This window comes from Kordiimonas sp. SCSIO 12603, from assembly GCF_024398035.1.
Lineage (GTDB): Bacteria > Pseudomonadota > Alphaproteobacteria > Sphingomonadales > Kordiimonadaceae > Kordiimonas.
In genome coordinates this window covers 835,533-851,632 of the sequence record NZ_CP073748.1, presented here as the reverse complement: position 1 = coordinate 851,632, position 16,100 = coordinate 835,533, and the positions used below count along the sequence as shown (strand labels likewise).

Here is a 16,100-nt window from a genome sequence, read left to right as displayed (position 1 = left end):
GGTAATTATCATGTCGAGTGCCATCTGAACCATTTATAGGTTCCATGTATTGGATATGCTCCAAATGCACAGCGACGCTATCCATAGAAATTATTTCTTCAAGCTCAGGACAACACGAATGGTCCACTGTACTAGCTAGCGCAGTGGAAGTAATTACGATTGTCAGCATCATGAATGATATGATGCCTTTTATGAACTCGTAGAATCGCATGGTTCAAATTTATAGCCTTGAACCATGGTTCAGGGTCAAGGGTATAAAATATCTTTCCTCGAAATCCCGCGTTTAGGCAGAAAATATAGATGTAATTCTATCTGAAACTGTTTGTAAGTCTAAGCTAAGCTCTAAAGTCAATACATCTTGCTCTTCCAGTTACTGGAAGTTTTAGACTCGCTCCATCCTTAAATGAACTGTGAAGGGTGAAGGATTGGAGCCGATGAATTTAAAGCAAGATAACCTAGACCTATGTCATGACATCGAAATTGTCAGAGATCCTGTTTGCGGCATGGCAGTAGACAAACCATCTGCCGAATTCTTCGAAATTCATGCCGGGATTCAACATTACTTTTGCTCAAAAAAATGTAGAGAAAAGTTTGTTGCACACCCCAATCAATACACTAATCCAGAAGCGCTTCCAGATACCTTTCCTGACGGAACTGAATATACATGTCCCATGCACCCAGAAATCTTGCAGATTGGCCCCGGCACATGCCCTAAATGCGGCATGGCACTGGAACCCAAAGGTATACCTGCAACAAACATGGATACTAACCCTGAGTTCATTGATTTCAAAAAAAGGTTCTGGATTGGCGCACTTTTAACTATTCCGCTTTTGATACTCTCTATGGGACCGTTTGTTGGATTAGGATTCATAAGAGATCTTTTGGGAGAACGTTTAACACTTTGGACCGAGCTAGTCTTAGGCACTCCAGTGATACTATGGTCCGGAGCACCTTTTTTTCAGCGCGGGATCCAATCCATTCAACTCAAAAGCCTTAATATGTTCACTCTCATCGCAATGGGTGTGGGAGCCGCGTATTTATTTAGTATTTCAGCAGTTATTTTTCCTGAAACGTTCCCAGATGGATTCAGAGATGCCGATGGTAATGTTGGTGTCTATTTTGAAGCAGGAGCAGTAATCATTGTTTTAGTGCTTCTTGGCCAGCTAATGGAACTAGGAGCTCGAGAGAAAACGGGGTCGGCAATAAAAGCATTGCTGGATTTAGCTGCAAAAACAGCTCGAATTATTGCTGAAGATGGTTCTGAAACAGAAGTTCCTCTGGAAGAAGTTGAGCCTGGTATGAAAATCAGAATTCGTCCAGGAGATAAAATACCTGTGGATGGCACGGTCTTAGAAGGTCGTTCTTCTGTAGACGAGTCCATGATTTCTGGCGAGCCAGTACCCGTTGAAAAAACTATTGGAGATAATGTTACAGGAGCGACAATCAACGGTACAGGTAGCCTGATTATTGTAGCTAAGCGAGTAGGTACAGATACTACGTTGAGTCAAATCATCGAGATGGTGGCAAATGCACAAAGATCTCGAGCGCCTATTCAAAAACTAGCTGACGCAGTTGCGGGCCAGTTTGTTCCCATAGTGATTTTGATCGCTGTTTTGTCCTTTTTATCATGGGCCTTGTGGGGACCCGCACCGGCATTATCCTATGGTCTTGTTGCTGCTGTGGCAGTTCTTATCATCGCATGTCCATGTGCTCTGGGTTTAGCGACACCAATGTCAATTATGACGGCCACGGGTAAAGGCGCTCAAGTTGGTATTCTGATCAAAAATGCCGAAGCTCTAGAACGCTTCGCAAAAGTGGACACTTTAATTGTAGATAAAACTGGAACACTAACTGAAGGAAAGCCGAAATTAGTTGATGTTATTCCCGAAGAGGGTTTTTCGGATACGGAGCTTCTATCACTTGCTGCAAGCCTGGAGAAAGGTTCTGAACATCCTCTTGCTGAGGCGATTGTTACAGGAGCAATCGATCAACATATTGCCCTCCAGGACATTGAAGAATTTGAAGCCATCACAGGCAAGGGGGTTATTGGTAAAATTCAAGGTAAGAAGGTTGCCTTAGGCAATACTAAAATGGCTGCCGACCTGGGGTTAGAAACAGTTCATCTTTCAAACTTAGCAGATGGTCGGAGAAATTTAGGGCAGACGGTCATGTTCATCGTCGTTGAAAATAACTTAGCCGGCTTGATAGCTGTTGCGGACCCTATTAAGAAATCCGCCGAAGTAGCTTTACGTCTTCTGCAGAGCGAAGGCTTTCAGATTATCATGGCCACAGGTGACAATTTCAAAACTGCAAAGGCCGTAGCTTACAAGCTTGGAATAGACAACGTTCAGGCAGATATTTTACCTGAAGATAAAGCAAAAATTATCAGAGAATTGCAGGGCAAAGGACACATAGTTGCTATGGCTGGTGATGGTGTGAATGACGCACCTGCTTTGGCTCAAGCTGATGTCGGAATAGCCATGGGAACTGGCGCTGATGTTGCCATAGAAAGCGCCGGTTTCACGCTGGTTAAAGGAGATCTTACTGGTGTCGTCCGTGCCAGTAGATTGGCAAAAGCTACAATGAGTAATATCAAACAGAACCTATTTTTTGCTTTAGCATACAACGCCGCAGGAGTTCCCGTAGCAGCTGGAGTTCTATATCCTTCCTTAGGTATATTGATTTCCCCCATATTTGCCGCAGCAGCCATGAGTTTGAGTTCTATTTCGGTCATTAGCAATTCGCTAAGACTACGAAATATAGAGCTATAGAGGTGTAGCCATGGCTTATCTTACTATTGGGAAAGTTGCGAAAAAAACGGGCGTTGGCGTGGAAACTATCCGTTATTATGAAAGGAGCGGTATTCTATCTAAACCAGACAGATTACCCTCTGGTTACCGAGTATATACGGAAGAAAACATTAAACAGTTGCTTTTCCTTCGTAAAGCTCAAGCTCTAGGTTTTACACTAGGGGAAATCTCCGATCTATTGTCACTGTCAACAGACCCAACTTCAAATTGTGAGCAGATTAACGATTTGGCCAAGGAGAAAATACTGCAAATAGAAGAAAAAATAACGATATTACAGAACATGCGACAAGATCTTGATGCTATTGCTCAATATTGTCCTGCGAATTCCCAACCGATTTCGGATTGCTCCATCATCAATCATTTATACGGAAATTCCTGAACAGGCTTTTTACCAAGCTCAATAAAACGCTTGACCCTGAACCATGGTCAAACGTTAGGCTCCTCAATCATCAGTACTATTTGTAGTTATATCAGAAGGCTTCAAGGTAGCGGTTTGACATTATGAAACCCTCTCCATTTATATATGTTTTGCAAATTGTAATATGGATTGTTTCACCAACAATCACATTGCAAAATGGAGACCTATATTCTGTTCACGATGAAACAACATCACATTATTCGCCTTCTTCGTTCGACGCTCCCAATAGGCATCCAATTGTAGAAATAAATGAATTAGAATTTAGAAGCCTTGCCGCTTTGCATCTTAATTTATCCATTGATACCGAAGAAACTCACCCTCATGCATATACAGATAGTTGTTGCGATGCCGGAGGAGTTCTTTGTGATTCAGGGTTGGAATTGATCGCATTGTCAATCAACCTGAATACCAATCGCAACTATGTAGATTGGGATACTACCTCTTGTGTGAGCGCAATACCCTCATCATTAGTTCACCCTCCAAAACCCGTTTCCTTACTCATTCATTCATAAGGAATTCCGCGTCTATTGCGTGGAATAGGAAGATTTGGGCTTAGCCCATATGGAGGAAACTATGATCAAATATAGTCATTCAAAATCTATCAAACTACTATCAAGTTGTGCGCTTTTAACCCTTTCAAGCACGGCATTTGCAACCGAGAAAAGCAATCAAGACGGCTTGCTTGAAGAAGTAATCGTTACAGCACAGAAGCGCGAATCCAGCCTGCAGGATACACCTGTAAGCATCAGTGCTTTGTCTGGTGATGTAATGGCTGCTATCGGCATCAGAAACATTGAAGATTTTACATTTTTTGTTCCTGGCATCACCGTTACAAATGACTCCATGGCAATTGTGAATATCCGCGGTGTTGGTACATCCGCTTTTGGTGTTGCGACTGATCCGAGTTCAACTGTTCAGATTGACGGCGTTTACCAGCCTCGCCCAACTACCGGTTATCAGGATATGTTTGACATTGAACGTGTTGAACTGCTCCGTGGTCCACAAGGGGTATTATTTGGTCGAAACTCAACAGGTGGTACGCTGAATATTATTTCCAAAGCTCCAACTGATGAATGGGAAGGCGCACTAGGCGTAACATTAGGAAACTTCAACAAGCGTACATTCAGCGGCACGCTATCTGGACCACTAAGCGATAAAGTCAGAGCAAGGGCAACAGTTCTTAAGAATGATCGGGATGGTATTTACACCGATATTCTTTCTGATGACACCTATCAAGATCAGGATAATTTCGGCGCACGCGCAACTATTGCTATCGATGTTTCTGATGAATTTGAAGTGGTTCTGAGAGGTGACTTTACCAACGAACGGGAAACTGGTTTCCCAGCAGTACGTACCTTCTATCCACAAAGCTTTGCTGATGCTGGGGCGACAATTCCCACAGGCGACCGGGAAGTAGCTTTCGACACTACACCTGTTAGCAATCTTGAAGTTTGGGGTGTTTCTTCAACAGCTACATGGAGCGGTGAAGATATTACTTTCAAATCTATCACTTCATATAGAGAAAGCGATATCGCCCAAGTTATCGATGCGGATGCTACAGACCTTTCGCTGTTTGATATCAATTTCAGAGAACAATCACGTTCCTTCACGCAGGAAATCCAGTTTTCCAACAATGAACCAGAAAAGCTCGAATGGATTGTTGGTGCCTTTTTCCTGAACGAAGATGGTACAGGCGGAATTGATCTGATCTTCCAAGACCCCACCATTGAAATTCCTGAAAGAAATGTAACCAACGCTTATGCGCTTTTCGGTCAAGGAACTTACTCTATTACAGACCGTTTCAGAGCGACTTTTGGTCTTCGCTATAGCTATGAGAAGAAAAGCTATGATTTCGCGACCATCGTTAACGGTACCGAAGTCGATGGTGGGTCACCAGAAGATAGCTGGAAAGCCTGGACGCCTCGTTTCGCTCTTGACTATGATATTAGCGATGATGTGTTGCTATATGCTTCAGCAACACGCGGCTTCAAATCTGGTGGCTTCCAGTTGGGTGATGCTGGTTCCTTCGACCCAGAATATCTATGGAGCTATGAAGCAGGTCTTAAGTCCACATTGTTTGATCGCCGTCTACGAGCCAATATCGGCGCGTTCAGGTACGATTACACCAATTTGCAGGTTGTTGAATATGTTGGAGGTGTCGCGACAACTTCCAACGCTGGTAAAGCGACAATTAACGGCCTTGAAGGTGAATTCGTTGCACGGGTGTCTGATGGTTTTGACCTGAATGCTACAGTTGCTTATCTTGATGCGACATACACAAACTTCTTTGAAGATGGTGTAGATTTCTCCGGTAATAGGCTCGCGAACTCTCCGAAGTGGGCGTATTCATTTGGAGCACAGTATCGATATTCAGTGCCTGATTTTGGTGAACTGACTTTCAGGACTGACTATGCTTGGCGCGACAATGTAGACTTTAAGCGCAACAACCAGCCTCAATTCCGTGCTGATACATATGCACTTCTGAATGCTCGCATTTCATATCTATCAGAGGACGGCAATTGGGAGGTTTCGCTTTATGGCCAAAACCTAACCAACAATAGGTATGTAACTTACATTACCTCAGGCAGGAATGTTTTGGGAGAAGCAGATGCCTCTCTTCCTGTATCGGTCTTTGGCGAACCACGCCAATACGGCATTCAACTCAAAAGAACCTTTTAAACAAGTTAGTAAACCGGCAGGCTTCGGCCTGCCGCGAGTGATTGTAATCTATAACCGCCGCCCACATTAAAGGAGTGGCTAATACAAATGGGAATAAAATGGACAATTTAATCATTCCAAACTGGCACCCCTTTTTAGTGCATTTCACTGTGGGCCTCATACTGTCGTCTACATTTTTTATGCTTGCTTCAAAGCTTAAGCCTGATTGGCAATCTTATGCAGAAGCAGCAGGTAAATGGACACTATGGTTAGGTGCAATTATCACAGCATTTACACTTTGGGCGGGTTTTGATGCTTATAGCTCAGTTGCTCACGATGATATCGCCCACAAGGTTATGAAAGTGCACCGTTTATGGGCATTAGTTACAGCTGCAAGCATCCTTCTATTGGCCTTCTGGGTATATAAGGCAAAAACTATTTCCAACCTTACTATTGTACTAAGTGTGGTTGTTAGCGGTCTAGTCGGCGTAACTGGATACCTGGGTGCGGAACTTGTGTATCGACATGGCGTCGGTGTTATGCGTCTACCTGATACTTCTGGAGAAGGCCATGCTCATGCAGACGGTGCAAGCCACGATCATGGAGATACAGTTTCAAGTCAGCCGCAACATGACCACGGAAATACCAGTGCCGCCCCCAAAAAACACGATCATGGAAATCATGAAGAAAAGGGATCTGATTGCGGTACAGACCATGAAAACAGTAAGCCAACTCACGATCACGGACCTGAGGCCTCAGGTGCTGAACATGATCATGGGAACCAACCAGCTACTACTTCTTTGCCTGGAAAGGCTGGGCCTGCAGAAATCGCAAGCCTGTTCTTTAATGCCCTACAAGCAGGTGATGTGAGTACCGTTTCCAGAGTACTGGCTGATGATGTAGTTATTATAGAGGGCGAACATGCTCAGCTAAGTAAAGCTAGTTATATGAATGGCCATATGAAGTCTGACATGGCATTTCTTCCAAACCTCAAACACGAAATTCTCTCCCGCGAAACAGGCATAATGGAAAATATAGCCTGGGTAACAACCTTTTCCCGACTTACGGGATCTTACAAAGGAAAAGAGATAGATCGTACCTCACGAGAATTTCTGGTGCTCCAGAAAGTTCAGGGGAATTGGTACATCACTTTGATTCAATGGGCCGATAAGTAATTAAATCACCCTGCTGAATTTTCAGCAGGGTTTATTGGGAAAATGTCATGAAAAAAAGGCAGTGGCATACTTTGTTTGCCAAAACTCATAAATGGATTGGATTAATATTGGGAGTACAACTTGTCTTTTGGACCGTTGGTGGTCTCGTAATGACTTGGATTCCAATTGATACCGTAAGGGGCCAACACAAAGTTGCACCTCAGACGGAATTTATTTTTTCCAACAAACAAAATTTCATATCCATATCGGCCTTGCTGAAAAAAGCAGGGAACTCTGCAAAACAAATTGAATTCCGTAACTTTTTAGGGAACCCAGTTATCTACCTTGAACTCAACAATGGCCAAAGGCAGTTGAGAGATGCTGAAACTGGTAACCTGATTTCTCCTATTGGAGCAGATCTAGCTCAACAGGTAGCTCTGGCTGATTTCGCTCTCAATGCCAAAATCAAAGGTGTTGTGGAGATAAGTGAAAAGAGTGTGGACTATCGCGGCCCTTTACCTGTGTGGCAGGTTACGTTTGATGATAAAGAGAACTCTGCAATTTATGTCTCCACTGTAGAGGGCAAAGTTGTCGCACGACGCTCATCTATATGGAGGTTTTACGACTTCTTCTGGATGCTCCACATTATGGATTACAACGAACGGCATGACACAAACAATTGGCTCGTTATTATTACATCGTTGTTTGCAGTTCTCTTTTCGATCAGTGGTATAGGGTTACTCTTTTTTCGCTTCTACCGAAGAGATTTTAATTTCCTCCTTGGGAAAAAAAAGAGGATTTAACTACCATACTTACAGAAGAACATTGAACCTCCTCTCACAATCATGACGGGGTTCAACTACCTTCTCAAATCGCTACATTTAACGTATGATGTTGCCTAGTTTTCCTAAAAGTGCCAGGCGCATAGAAAGGGTTTTGATGGCAGTTTTTACTATCGGCAAACTAGCGGAACAGGCAGGTGTGGATGTCGCTACGATCCGTTATTACGAACGTAAAGGCTTTCTTCCCAAAGCAGAAAGGCTCCCATCAGGATATCGAGTATACGATCACGATACTGTTGGAAAAATGCGATTTATTATGGAAGCAAAAAAGCTTGGTTTTACATTGAAAGAAATATCCGAGCTTTTTCAATTAACCGACAACCCTCATACAGATTGTGCAACGATTAACAGGAAGGCAGAGTCTAAGTTAAAGGAAGTACAAGCCAAAATCTCTCAACTTGAAAAAATGCAGGCAAGTTTGAAAACTTTGGCTAAATATTGCCCAGCTGATAACCGCCCCCTCAGCGAGTGTAGCATTGTTAATCACCTTTACGGCAATACAGAAAACCATTCGTGAGATATCAAACCCAAGTAGGCTTCATCCCATTCTTATGCCTTATCATCGCACTGAAAAAAAATGGGTAGGTAAACTAAATCTGGGGTTAGGCTGGGCACACTATAGAGGCCCGGTTGGCGACACCCACCCTCATAGGCATTATCCTTTACAAGCCATATTTTCTGCTGACGTTCCACTTGCAATGAATGTTGACGGTTCTGAAAAAACCACAAATGATTTCACTGTAATCCCTTCTAATACATTCCATCAGTTGAGGCCTACGCACCATGACGTAGATATTGTGTACGCTGAACCCACCCTTGTTCCACCTCAACTATTGCAGAAGTGCAATGTCAAGAAATGGTGTACTTACCTAAGCAAGGCATCCCGTATTGTCTCTAATGGAAAAATTGAGCGTGCTCTTACTCTTATTGAAGAGCAATTGATCAGTAACATCACGTTAGAAAACACCGCGCTACAAGCAGGCATGTCTAAAAGTTCTTTTAGTAATAAATTCCGCAATGCTACAGGGCTTCCTTTGAGGCGATATGTTCTTTGGCGTCGTCTTTGCAAAGCAGTTCATTTAACTGGAAAAGGTAATTCATTGACACAGGCCGCCCATGAAGCTGGCTTTTCAGATTCTGCACATTTCTCTCGAACTATGAAACAAACATTTGGTGTTTCCCCTTCTCAAGGAGTTCTGAATATCAATATAACTATTGCACCCGATCATTCGCTCGAGAAAAGGGCTTAAGCATCTGAGCTACATATTTAATGGGATAATCAGGCTCTTTCTCTATCCCTAAATCTTCGGATGTAAAGATGCGATCAGCATCATAAACAGCCGTACCAAGCATTCGATCCCATATAGTCGTGAACAGGCCGAAATTTACATCGCCCTCAATTGGTCGCTTGATATGGTGAAATCGATGTAAGGGAGCAAGAGCAAGAAAATATCTCAAAGGGCCAATTTTCATATCTACATTACTATGCTGTAACAACAGTTGAACGGCTATTGCAAATGCTAGCAAAGCAGCGATCTCAACTGGTATTCCGAGAGCTACTAACGGGAAAGTACCTCCAATGGTTTCAAAAGCTTGATGTATAGGATGTTTCATTAAACCGTTGAAACCATACATACGTTTGACCGAATGATGGACAGCATGAAATCGCCATAGGAACATGTTTTTATGGCTTGCATAATGGACAAGTGTGATTCCTAAATCTGATATAAAAACTGCTAGTAACAATTGTCCCCATATTGGCCATTCATCTGGCCAAAAATTTAGATGGGGAACAAAAGCCGCAATTATAGGCAAGAGTATTACCGACATACTGTTGGCGGCCTCATTTACACAAGCATGAAGGAGGTCTCTCACACTGTCATTATGTGCAGTATTCCAGTTTTTCTGGTAAGGAATCAGGTATTCCACAAAAAATGAAAGCATGATCGCCAAGGCCAACAACATTACTAAAAAATAGTAATCATACCCAGATACGACAATCTGAATGGCAATGTAATTGAAACCTATCAATGTGAATGGGACATAAGAAATGGCCAAGCACACCCGCAATATCTTCATAATACGTCTCCTGTTAAAAAGGAGATAACCGTATCTATAGAGAAGAGTGCGTGCTTGAATAAATGGCCAAGTTTAATGCATGAAACATCTTAGTAAAAAGCCGGCAGGCCGAGTGGTGACCTGCCGGAAGTTACGAACTCTGCACAAATGGCTCAATGCCAAGTCATCAAGAGAAATGGTGGCCTCATGACAACATCTGTACAGAACTCAGGGTCTGTATATCCGCTGATTTACAAGCTACACGCCCATCAAACTAAGCCCTGAGAAGAGAGCTTTTGCGGTTGGTACGGTATCTCCCCTCTCAGGGCAGGTTGACCCGCACTGCTACCGTTGGGCCAACGTGGAAAGCTGGAATTTATGCAGGAGCAAAGTTGAAAGGGAATGATACTTTGCTCGCTTTCTTGGGAAGGGTGTAGTTCTTGGGAGTAGGATTGAACCACAAACTCTCACAAATTCCGGCTTTCTATACCAATTCGGGAGGGGGAATTAGCTGGTCCTCTACAAATCCAATATATGTCTTGGATATCCTGTCGAACACTATTTTCCCCGAGACATACTGCCTGAAAGGCTCTTCAACATCACACGCCTGATACTGAAGGCCAGTTCCGCAATATACATTACATAAGCCTTGCTCAGCCTTGGTACATTCACTGCCCTCAAGTGAATGAGGTACTATTGCCATAGCTGCTTCATGATGCATTTTGGGGCATGATAAGTTTGATTCTATGCTCGCAAGCGCTACCCCGTCGCTTCCCCCTATACACAGTGAGATTATAAAAAATATTGATAGGATGTTCTTTAACGCCTTCATACAACTCTTGATAACTTTTGACCTACCTACAGGGTCAAGAAAAAATGTTTCATTATTTGCATAAAAAGCCGGGAGGCATAACCGCCTCCCGGAAGTAACCCTATACATACGATGCGAGGATTGGCCACATGAGGAACGTAACCGTATCAATTGAGGAAATAGTGTCAGGGCCTCAATTGAACATGCATAGGGGAAATACAGCCCTTCAAAGAAGGTCCGCAGTCAATCAGTAAAGGGATAGCCTTGGACCATGCTCCAAGGTCAATCATTAAATTAACCAATATTCTTCCAGCGTTCCAGCTCAGCGAATTAACCCTTGACCTTGTAGTAGAGTTCAAGGTGTAGGGTTCGACGAATCAATTTGACACCCGCATAGAAAATCAGGGTGTAGGAGACGAACATGAAGCATTTTACTATCGGTAAATTGGCCGCACACACAGGAGTTGGTGTTGAAACAATTCGTTATTACGAGCGTAGTGGTTTTCTTCCTGCTCCAGACAGGCTTTCATCTGGATATCGGGTTTATGATGATGATACCGTAAACAAGGTACGTTTTATCCGAGAAGCTCAAACCCTTGGGTTTTCGTTATCTGAAATTAGCGAATTGTTGGCTTTAACAGACAATCCTGAAGCAGACTGTGCGCAGGTAAACGACCACGCTCAAACAAAGTTGCAAGAAATTGAGGAAAAAATTCAGCGCTTACAGCTTATGCAAGCTAGCTTAGAACGGCTAGCCAAATACTGTCCCGCGGATGAACAGCCACTCAGCGAGTGCAGTATTATAAGTCATCTCTATGGTGAGGAGATCACTCATGACGGATAGTTGCCATTCCCAACAAGCCAACTCCAAATGCCATGGTAAACAAGGTAAACCTGACTGGCTCCTGCGGGGATCATTAACTATGGTAGCTGCACTGTATTTAACGTATTTGGTGCAACCTGATATTCAGACGCAAATCGCTTGGCTTAAAACACTAAGTACTACGGTCTATGAACTTATCAATACCATTTGGTGGGGCATTACCATTGGGATTTTCATGGTAGCAGTCCTTGCTAAGATACCAAGAGAGTTTGTTATTTCTATCTTTGGACGCCATGGTGGATTTGGCGGGATTGTCAGAGCTACTTTAGGAGGGGTTCTACTTGATCTATGTAGTCATGGTATCTTAATGGTTGCTGCCAAATTATATGAGCGAGGCGCCACAGCAGGACAAGTTATTGCTTTTCTTGTTGCAAGTCCCTGGAATAGCTTTTCTTTGACGATAGTGCTCATTGCGCTAATTGGTCTCAATTGGGCTTTAGCGTTTATTGGCCTTTCATTGGTGATCGCAATTATATCTGGGCTATTGTTCGATTGGTTGGTTAAGGAAGGAAAGCTTCCCCAAAACCCCAACACTCTAGATTTACCTGAAGAGTTCAAATTTTGGCCCGCAGCTATTGCAGGTATCAAGGCGACAAGGTTTGATTCCACATACTTCAAGGATTTGCTCATCACGGGTATAAAAGATAGTCGAATGGTTATTCGTTGGATTTTATTCGGTGTGGTACTAGCTGCCTTAATTCGCGCGTTTGTTGATACAGCAAGCTTTCAAACATACTTTGGACCTACTCTTGCCGGGCTTGGTCTGACTGTACTGGTAGCAACCATTATAGAAGTATGTTCAGAGGGTAGTACACCAATCGCAGCTGACCTCCTCACTCGAGCAAATGCACCTGGAAACAGTTTCGCTTTTTTAATGACCGGTGTGTCCACAGATTATACAGAAATCATGATTTTAAAAGACACAGCAAAATCTTGGAAATTTGCCCTTTTCCTTCCTGTTATCACTTTGCCACAAGTACTGACCATCAGTTGGTTGATCAATCTAGGAGCAACATGAAAAACTTTTAATCTAAGTCGAAGATTCTTTTAATGAGCAAACAGTAGCGTGCCGTCACTCATCAAATAAAGGAAACGATAGTGATGGCATTCTCCTTAAAGCACACCACGATTGGATTGGTGTTAACAACAGCCTGTCTCGGCCTCTTCGCCGAAATACAACAATCCGCTAAAGCACACGCGCAAGAAGTGTATGTTAAATCCGAAAACAAAACATCAGACCATGTCAGCCGACGTGAAACCCGAGTAACACAGCGATATAAATCAAATCATACAAAGGACCAGATGGTTCTCAAGAAGGCGCCATCTCCTCTCGTGGGATACTGGCACGGAGAGATGCCAATGGTTTCTCATACACATCCCATCAGTTTCGAAGTTACTGAGAAACGGCAAGGCCTGGAAGCAACCTTTACTTATATGGGCATGGATACGAGAGCGATGGAAAATAAGCAAAGCACTGATATCCACTTTGCAGCAGACGTCAAGAACATCCGTTTCCTTCTTGCTGACGCGGGTATTCAGTTCCAAGGAACACTGATTACCGCGGGAGAAATAGAAGGCACACTCGATTGGTTAGGACGCAAGCAACTAATGCGCTTCAAAAAGAAGGATATCCCCGCTGAGGCCAAAATCGATGACCATCATAGGATGACAACTGACACAATGAATGTTGCCATATTGGTGTTCGATGGCGTTGATGTTCTTGATTGGGCAGGCCCCATGGAAGTTTTTGCGAACGCTCACGTCTTCAATGCATATACGGTTGCCCCTTTAAATAAAGCTTATGAAGGCATGGGTCATAGAATTATCCCAGAATATAGTTTCGCTAATATGCCCGATGCAGATATTCTTATAATTCCAGGTGGGTCCGTTGCCTCTATCCTCCACCAACAAGAGACCATAGATTGGATCAAAGAAACCTCAGCCAAAAGCGCTATCACCATGTCTGTTTGCAATGGCGTACTCATTCTAGGTGGTTCTTCTATGTTGGATGGTTTGCAAACCACCACCCACGGAGCCTGGATGGAATGGCTCACAGCCATGGCTGCAGAACAAGGGTTTGAAGCTATTAGAGGTCCACGTTTCGTTGACAATGGGAAAATTTTAACCACTGCCGGTGTTTCCTCAGGCATCGACGGGGCCCTTCATCTGGTAGCCAGATTAAAAGGATTGAAGGTTGCAAAAATGGCGGCCAGAAATATGGAATATGACTGGCAGCCAGAAGACACTGGTCAATATAAAGAAACTATAGAAGACTAGCCTTGCACAAGAAGACTTTCAGTTCGGGAACAACAGGTAGATAAGATGCATCTTTTGCTCATTGAAGACGACCCAAGCGTTGCAGAATATCTGATTAAAGGGCTCCGAGAATTAGGGCATAGCATTGATCACGTCAGTAACGGGCGCGATGGCCTCACTCTAGCAATGGATCAAAAATACGATATTCTAATTGTCGATAGAATGCTTCCCGAACTGGATGGCCTCTCTATTATCAAAGCGCTCCGCGCCGTGGATAACAAAGTTCCTATCTTAATCCTGTCCGCCCTTGCGGATGTTGATGAACGCGTGAAAGGCCTTAAAAGCGGTGGTGATGATTATCTTGTAAAACCTTTTGCTTTTAGTGAGCTAACGGCTCGGCTTGAGGTGCTCATGCGCCGCTCTGAACCACTTTCTTCAAACCTGGAAAACTCAAGGCTAACCATCGGTGATTTAGAAATGAATCTCCTCACTAGAGAGGTAACGCGAGCTGGCAGGAAAATCGATTTAAAAACCAGAGAATTCACACTTCTCGAACAATTGCTAAAAAACCCTGATCGAGTTCAGACACGAACTATGCTGCTAGAAAATGTGTGGGGCTATAACTTTACCACCAACACCAATGTTATCGATGTTCATATGAGCAATCTGAGAAAAAAGATCGATCACGGCTTTGGCCACCCCCTCCTACATACGGTTCGGGGCATAGGGTACAAGGTATCAAACAATGTTGAATAGTTATATTGGTCGTATGGTTGCCATATACGGTATCGCAGCTTTCATGGCTATTGCTACGTTGAGCCTGTATCTAGATAGGTGGTTTGATCGCCAAATCGAAGAAACCACGGCAGACATTTATGCCTGCGAACTATGCCCTTTCGAAGCTATCTATCAAGAGCAAGGCCTCAGCCCTTTACTGAAAGAATTGAACACTTATGCACAAACCACCGGGCTTCGATACCGTTTAGATAAAAATGGTGTTCCAGAAAAAGGCGACCTTCCCAACGAAGCATTGGTATCAAATGCAGCCACCTATCTTGAACAAACAGCTCTCGATACTGAATACACGCTTACAGTGGAATATTACAAAATGGTCTCTGCTGAACCCACACTCATCTCAGTAGAAAACCCTGTAATGGTAAGACAAAACCTCTATGCGCTATCAGACCGCATCAGATTGTGGGGTGCAATCATTGTCTTAATAGGGTTTGGAATGACAAGCCTGATTGCATGGCGCATCCACTGGAAAATGAAAACCATAAACCAAACCGCAAGCAGCATTATAACGCGTCAGGATTTGGCAGAGCGTATCCCTCAATCAAATGGCAAATCTGAATTCGACAGGCTCACACGTAATCTCAATCTTATGCTTTCAAAAATTCAGGCGCATGTTGAGGATATGCGCCATATGTCCAACAACATTGCTCATGATTTACGCACACCTCTCACTCGGCTTAAAGTCCAGTTGGACCAACTACCCGCGGAAAATAACATTCGAAACTCAGCGATAGGACAGGTTGATCAGATTATCACATCCTTTGACGCCTTGCTCCGTATCAGCCACCTGGAAGCAGGCACTGCAAAAATAGCTCTGCAAAACACCAACCTTTCCAGCCTTCTTGATGACGTTATTGACTTATACGTCCCGCTAGCAGAGCAAAAACAACAACAAATCTCCTGTTCTACAGAGATAGATCAAGCTCAATTAGACAGAGATTTGATATTTCAGGCTCTTGCAAATCTCTTTGAAAACGCAATTAAGTTCTCACCAAACGGTAGTGCCATTCGGCTATCCGCCCACACCTCGGGAACCACTCTTTGGTTAACTGTTCAGGATGACGGTCCGGGCATAGCAGAAAACATGCTCAACAAAGCCTCTGACCGCTTTATTCGATCGGATGATGCGCGTTCAGAAGAAGGGTTCGGATTAGGGTTATCTCTGGCAAAAGCAATTGCGACTGCACATCAAGGGAAATTGGAATTAGAAAACCACTCCAAAGGTTTTGAAGCACGGTTGGTATTGCCTAAGTTAAACTGAAATTTTACCCAGCATATTGTATTTCATATCAAAAAATGAATTGGAAAATAATCTGGATAGGAGTGTTTTATATAGGAGAAATCACTCCTGACTTCACATAACACTAACATAAAAAGAGCTACACAAGTAAAATCTTATGTAGCTCTTTTGATTA

13 protein-coding genes are annotated in these 16,100 nt (G+C 43.4%); 12 read left to right on the top strand and 1 reads right to left on the bottom strand.

What is annotated here, in order from left to right:
* Positions 1-434: 434 nt before the first annotated feature.
* From KFE96_RS03895 to KFE96_RS03865, 7 genes are all read left to right on the top strand, one after another.
* Positions 435-2,771 (top strand): heavy metal translocating P-type ATPase, encoded by a 2,337-nt coding sequence (locus KFE96_RS03895; protein ID WP_255834697.1) that lies wholly within the window; start codon positions 435-437, stop codon positions 2,769-2,771.
* Between the two features lie 10 nt (positions 2,772-2,781).
* Positions 2,782-3,189: a heavy metal-responsive transcriptional regulator gene (locus tag KFE96_RS03890; RefSeq protein ID WP_255834696.1), complete on the top strand. Its 408-nt coding sequence runs from the start codon at positions 2,782-2,784 to the stop codon at positions 3,187-3,189.
* A gap of 612 nt (positions 3,190-3,801) precedes the next feature.
* Positions 3,802-5,907, top strand: coding sequence for a TonB-dependent receptor (locus tag KFE96_RS03885; RefSeq protein WP_255834695.1), 2,106 nt, complete (start codon positions 3,802-3,804; stop codon positions 5,905-5,907).
* A gap of 98 nt (positions 5,908-6,005) precedes the next feature.
* Positions 6,006-7,061 (top strand): DUF2231 domain-containing protein, encoded by a 1,056-nt coding sequence (locus tag KFE96_RS03880; RefSeq protein ID WP_255834694.1) that lies wholly within the window; start codon positions 6,006-6,008, stop codon positions 7,059-7,061.
* Between the two features lie 47 nt (positions 7,062-7,108).
* Complete coding sequence (locus KFE96_RS03875; protein WP_255834693.1) at positions 7,109-7,843, top strand: PepSY domain-containing protein; 735 nt, start codon at positions 7,109-7,111, stop codon at positions 7,841-7,843.
* A gap of 136 nt (positions 7,844-7,979) precedes the next feature.
* Entirely contained in the window at positions 7,980-8,399 is a 420-nt protein-coding gene (locus KFE96_RS03870; protein WP_247021585.1) for a MerR family transcriptional regulator, read from the top strand.
* Positions 8,359-9,132, top strand: a complete 774-nt coding sequence (locus KFE96_RS03865; protein ID WP_255834692.1) for an AraC family transcriptional regulator — start codon at positions 8,359-8,361, stop codon at positions 9,130-9,132. The genes KFE96_RS03870 and KFE96_RS03865 overlap by 41 nt, the downstream gene beginning before the upstream one ends.
* On the opposite strand, the gene KFE96_RS03860 is transcribed toward KFE96_RS03865, so the two are convergent.
* Positions 9,095-9,961, bottom strand: a complete 867-nt coding sequence (locus tag KFE96_RS03860) for a sterol desaturase family protein (protein WP_255834691.1) — start codon at positions 9,959-9,961, stop codon at positions 9,095-9,097. The genes KFE96_RS03865 and KFE96_RS03860 overlap by 38 nt on opposite strands.
* A 1,211-nt stretch (positions 9,962-11,172) precedes the next feature.
* Between KFE96_RS03860 and KFE96_RS03855 the strand changes: the two genes are divergently transcribed.
* The 5 genes from KFE96_RS03855 (at position 11,173) to KFE96_RS03835 (ending at position 15,946) form a co-directional block, all read left to right on the top strand.
* Positions 11,173-11,595 (top strand): heavy metal-responsive transcriptional regulator, encoded by a 423-nt coding sequence (locus KFE96_RS03855; protein ID WP_255834690.1) that lies wholly within the window; start codon positions 11,173-11,175, stop codon positions 11,593-11,595.
* Positions 11,585-12,652, top strand: a complete 1,068-nt coding sequence (locus KFE96_RS03850) for a permease (protein ID WP_255834689.1) — start codon at positions 11,585-11,587, stop codon at positions 12,650-12,652. The genes KFE96_RS03855 and KFE96_RS03850 overlap by 11 nt, the downstream gene beginning before the upstream one ends.
* Positions 12,653-12,735: 83 nt before the next feature.
* Positions 12,736-13,911, top strand: coding sequence for a DJ-1/PfpI family protein (locus tag KFE96_RS03845; protein WP_255834688.1), 1,176 nt, complete (start codon positions 12,736-12,738; stop codon positions 13,909-13,911).
* 45 nt (positions 13,912-13,956) lie between these two features.
* Positions 13,957-14,646, top strand: coding sequence for a response regulator transcription factor (locus tag KFE96_RS03840; protein ID WP_255834687.1), 690 nt, complete (start codon positions 13,957-13,959; stop codon positions 14,644-14,646).
* Positions 14,636-15,946: a sensor histidine kinase KdpD gene (locus KFE96_RS03835; RefSeq protein WP_255834686.1), complete on the top strand. Its 1,311-nt coding sequence runs from the start codon at positions 14,636-14,638 to the stop codon at positions 15,944-15,946. Before KFE96_RS03840 ends, KFE96_RS03835 begins: the two co-directional genes overlap by 11 nt.
* The last annotated feature ends 154 nt before the right edge of the window (positions 15,947-16,100 follow it).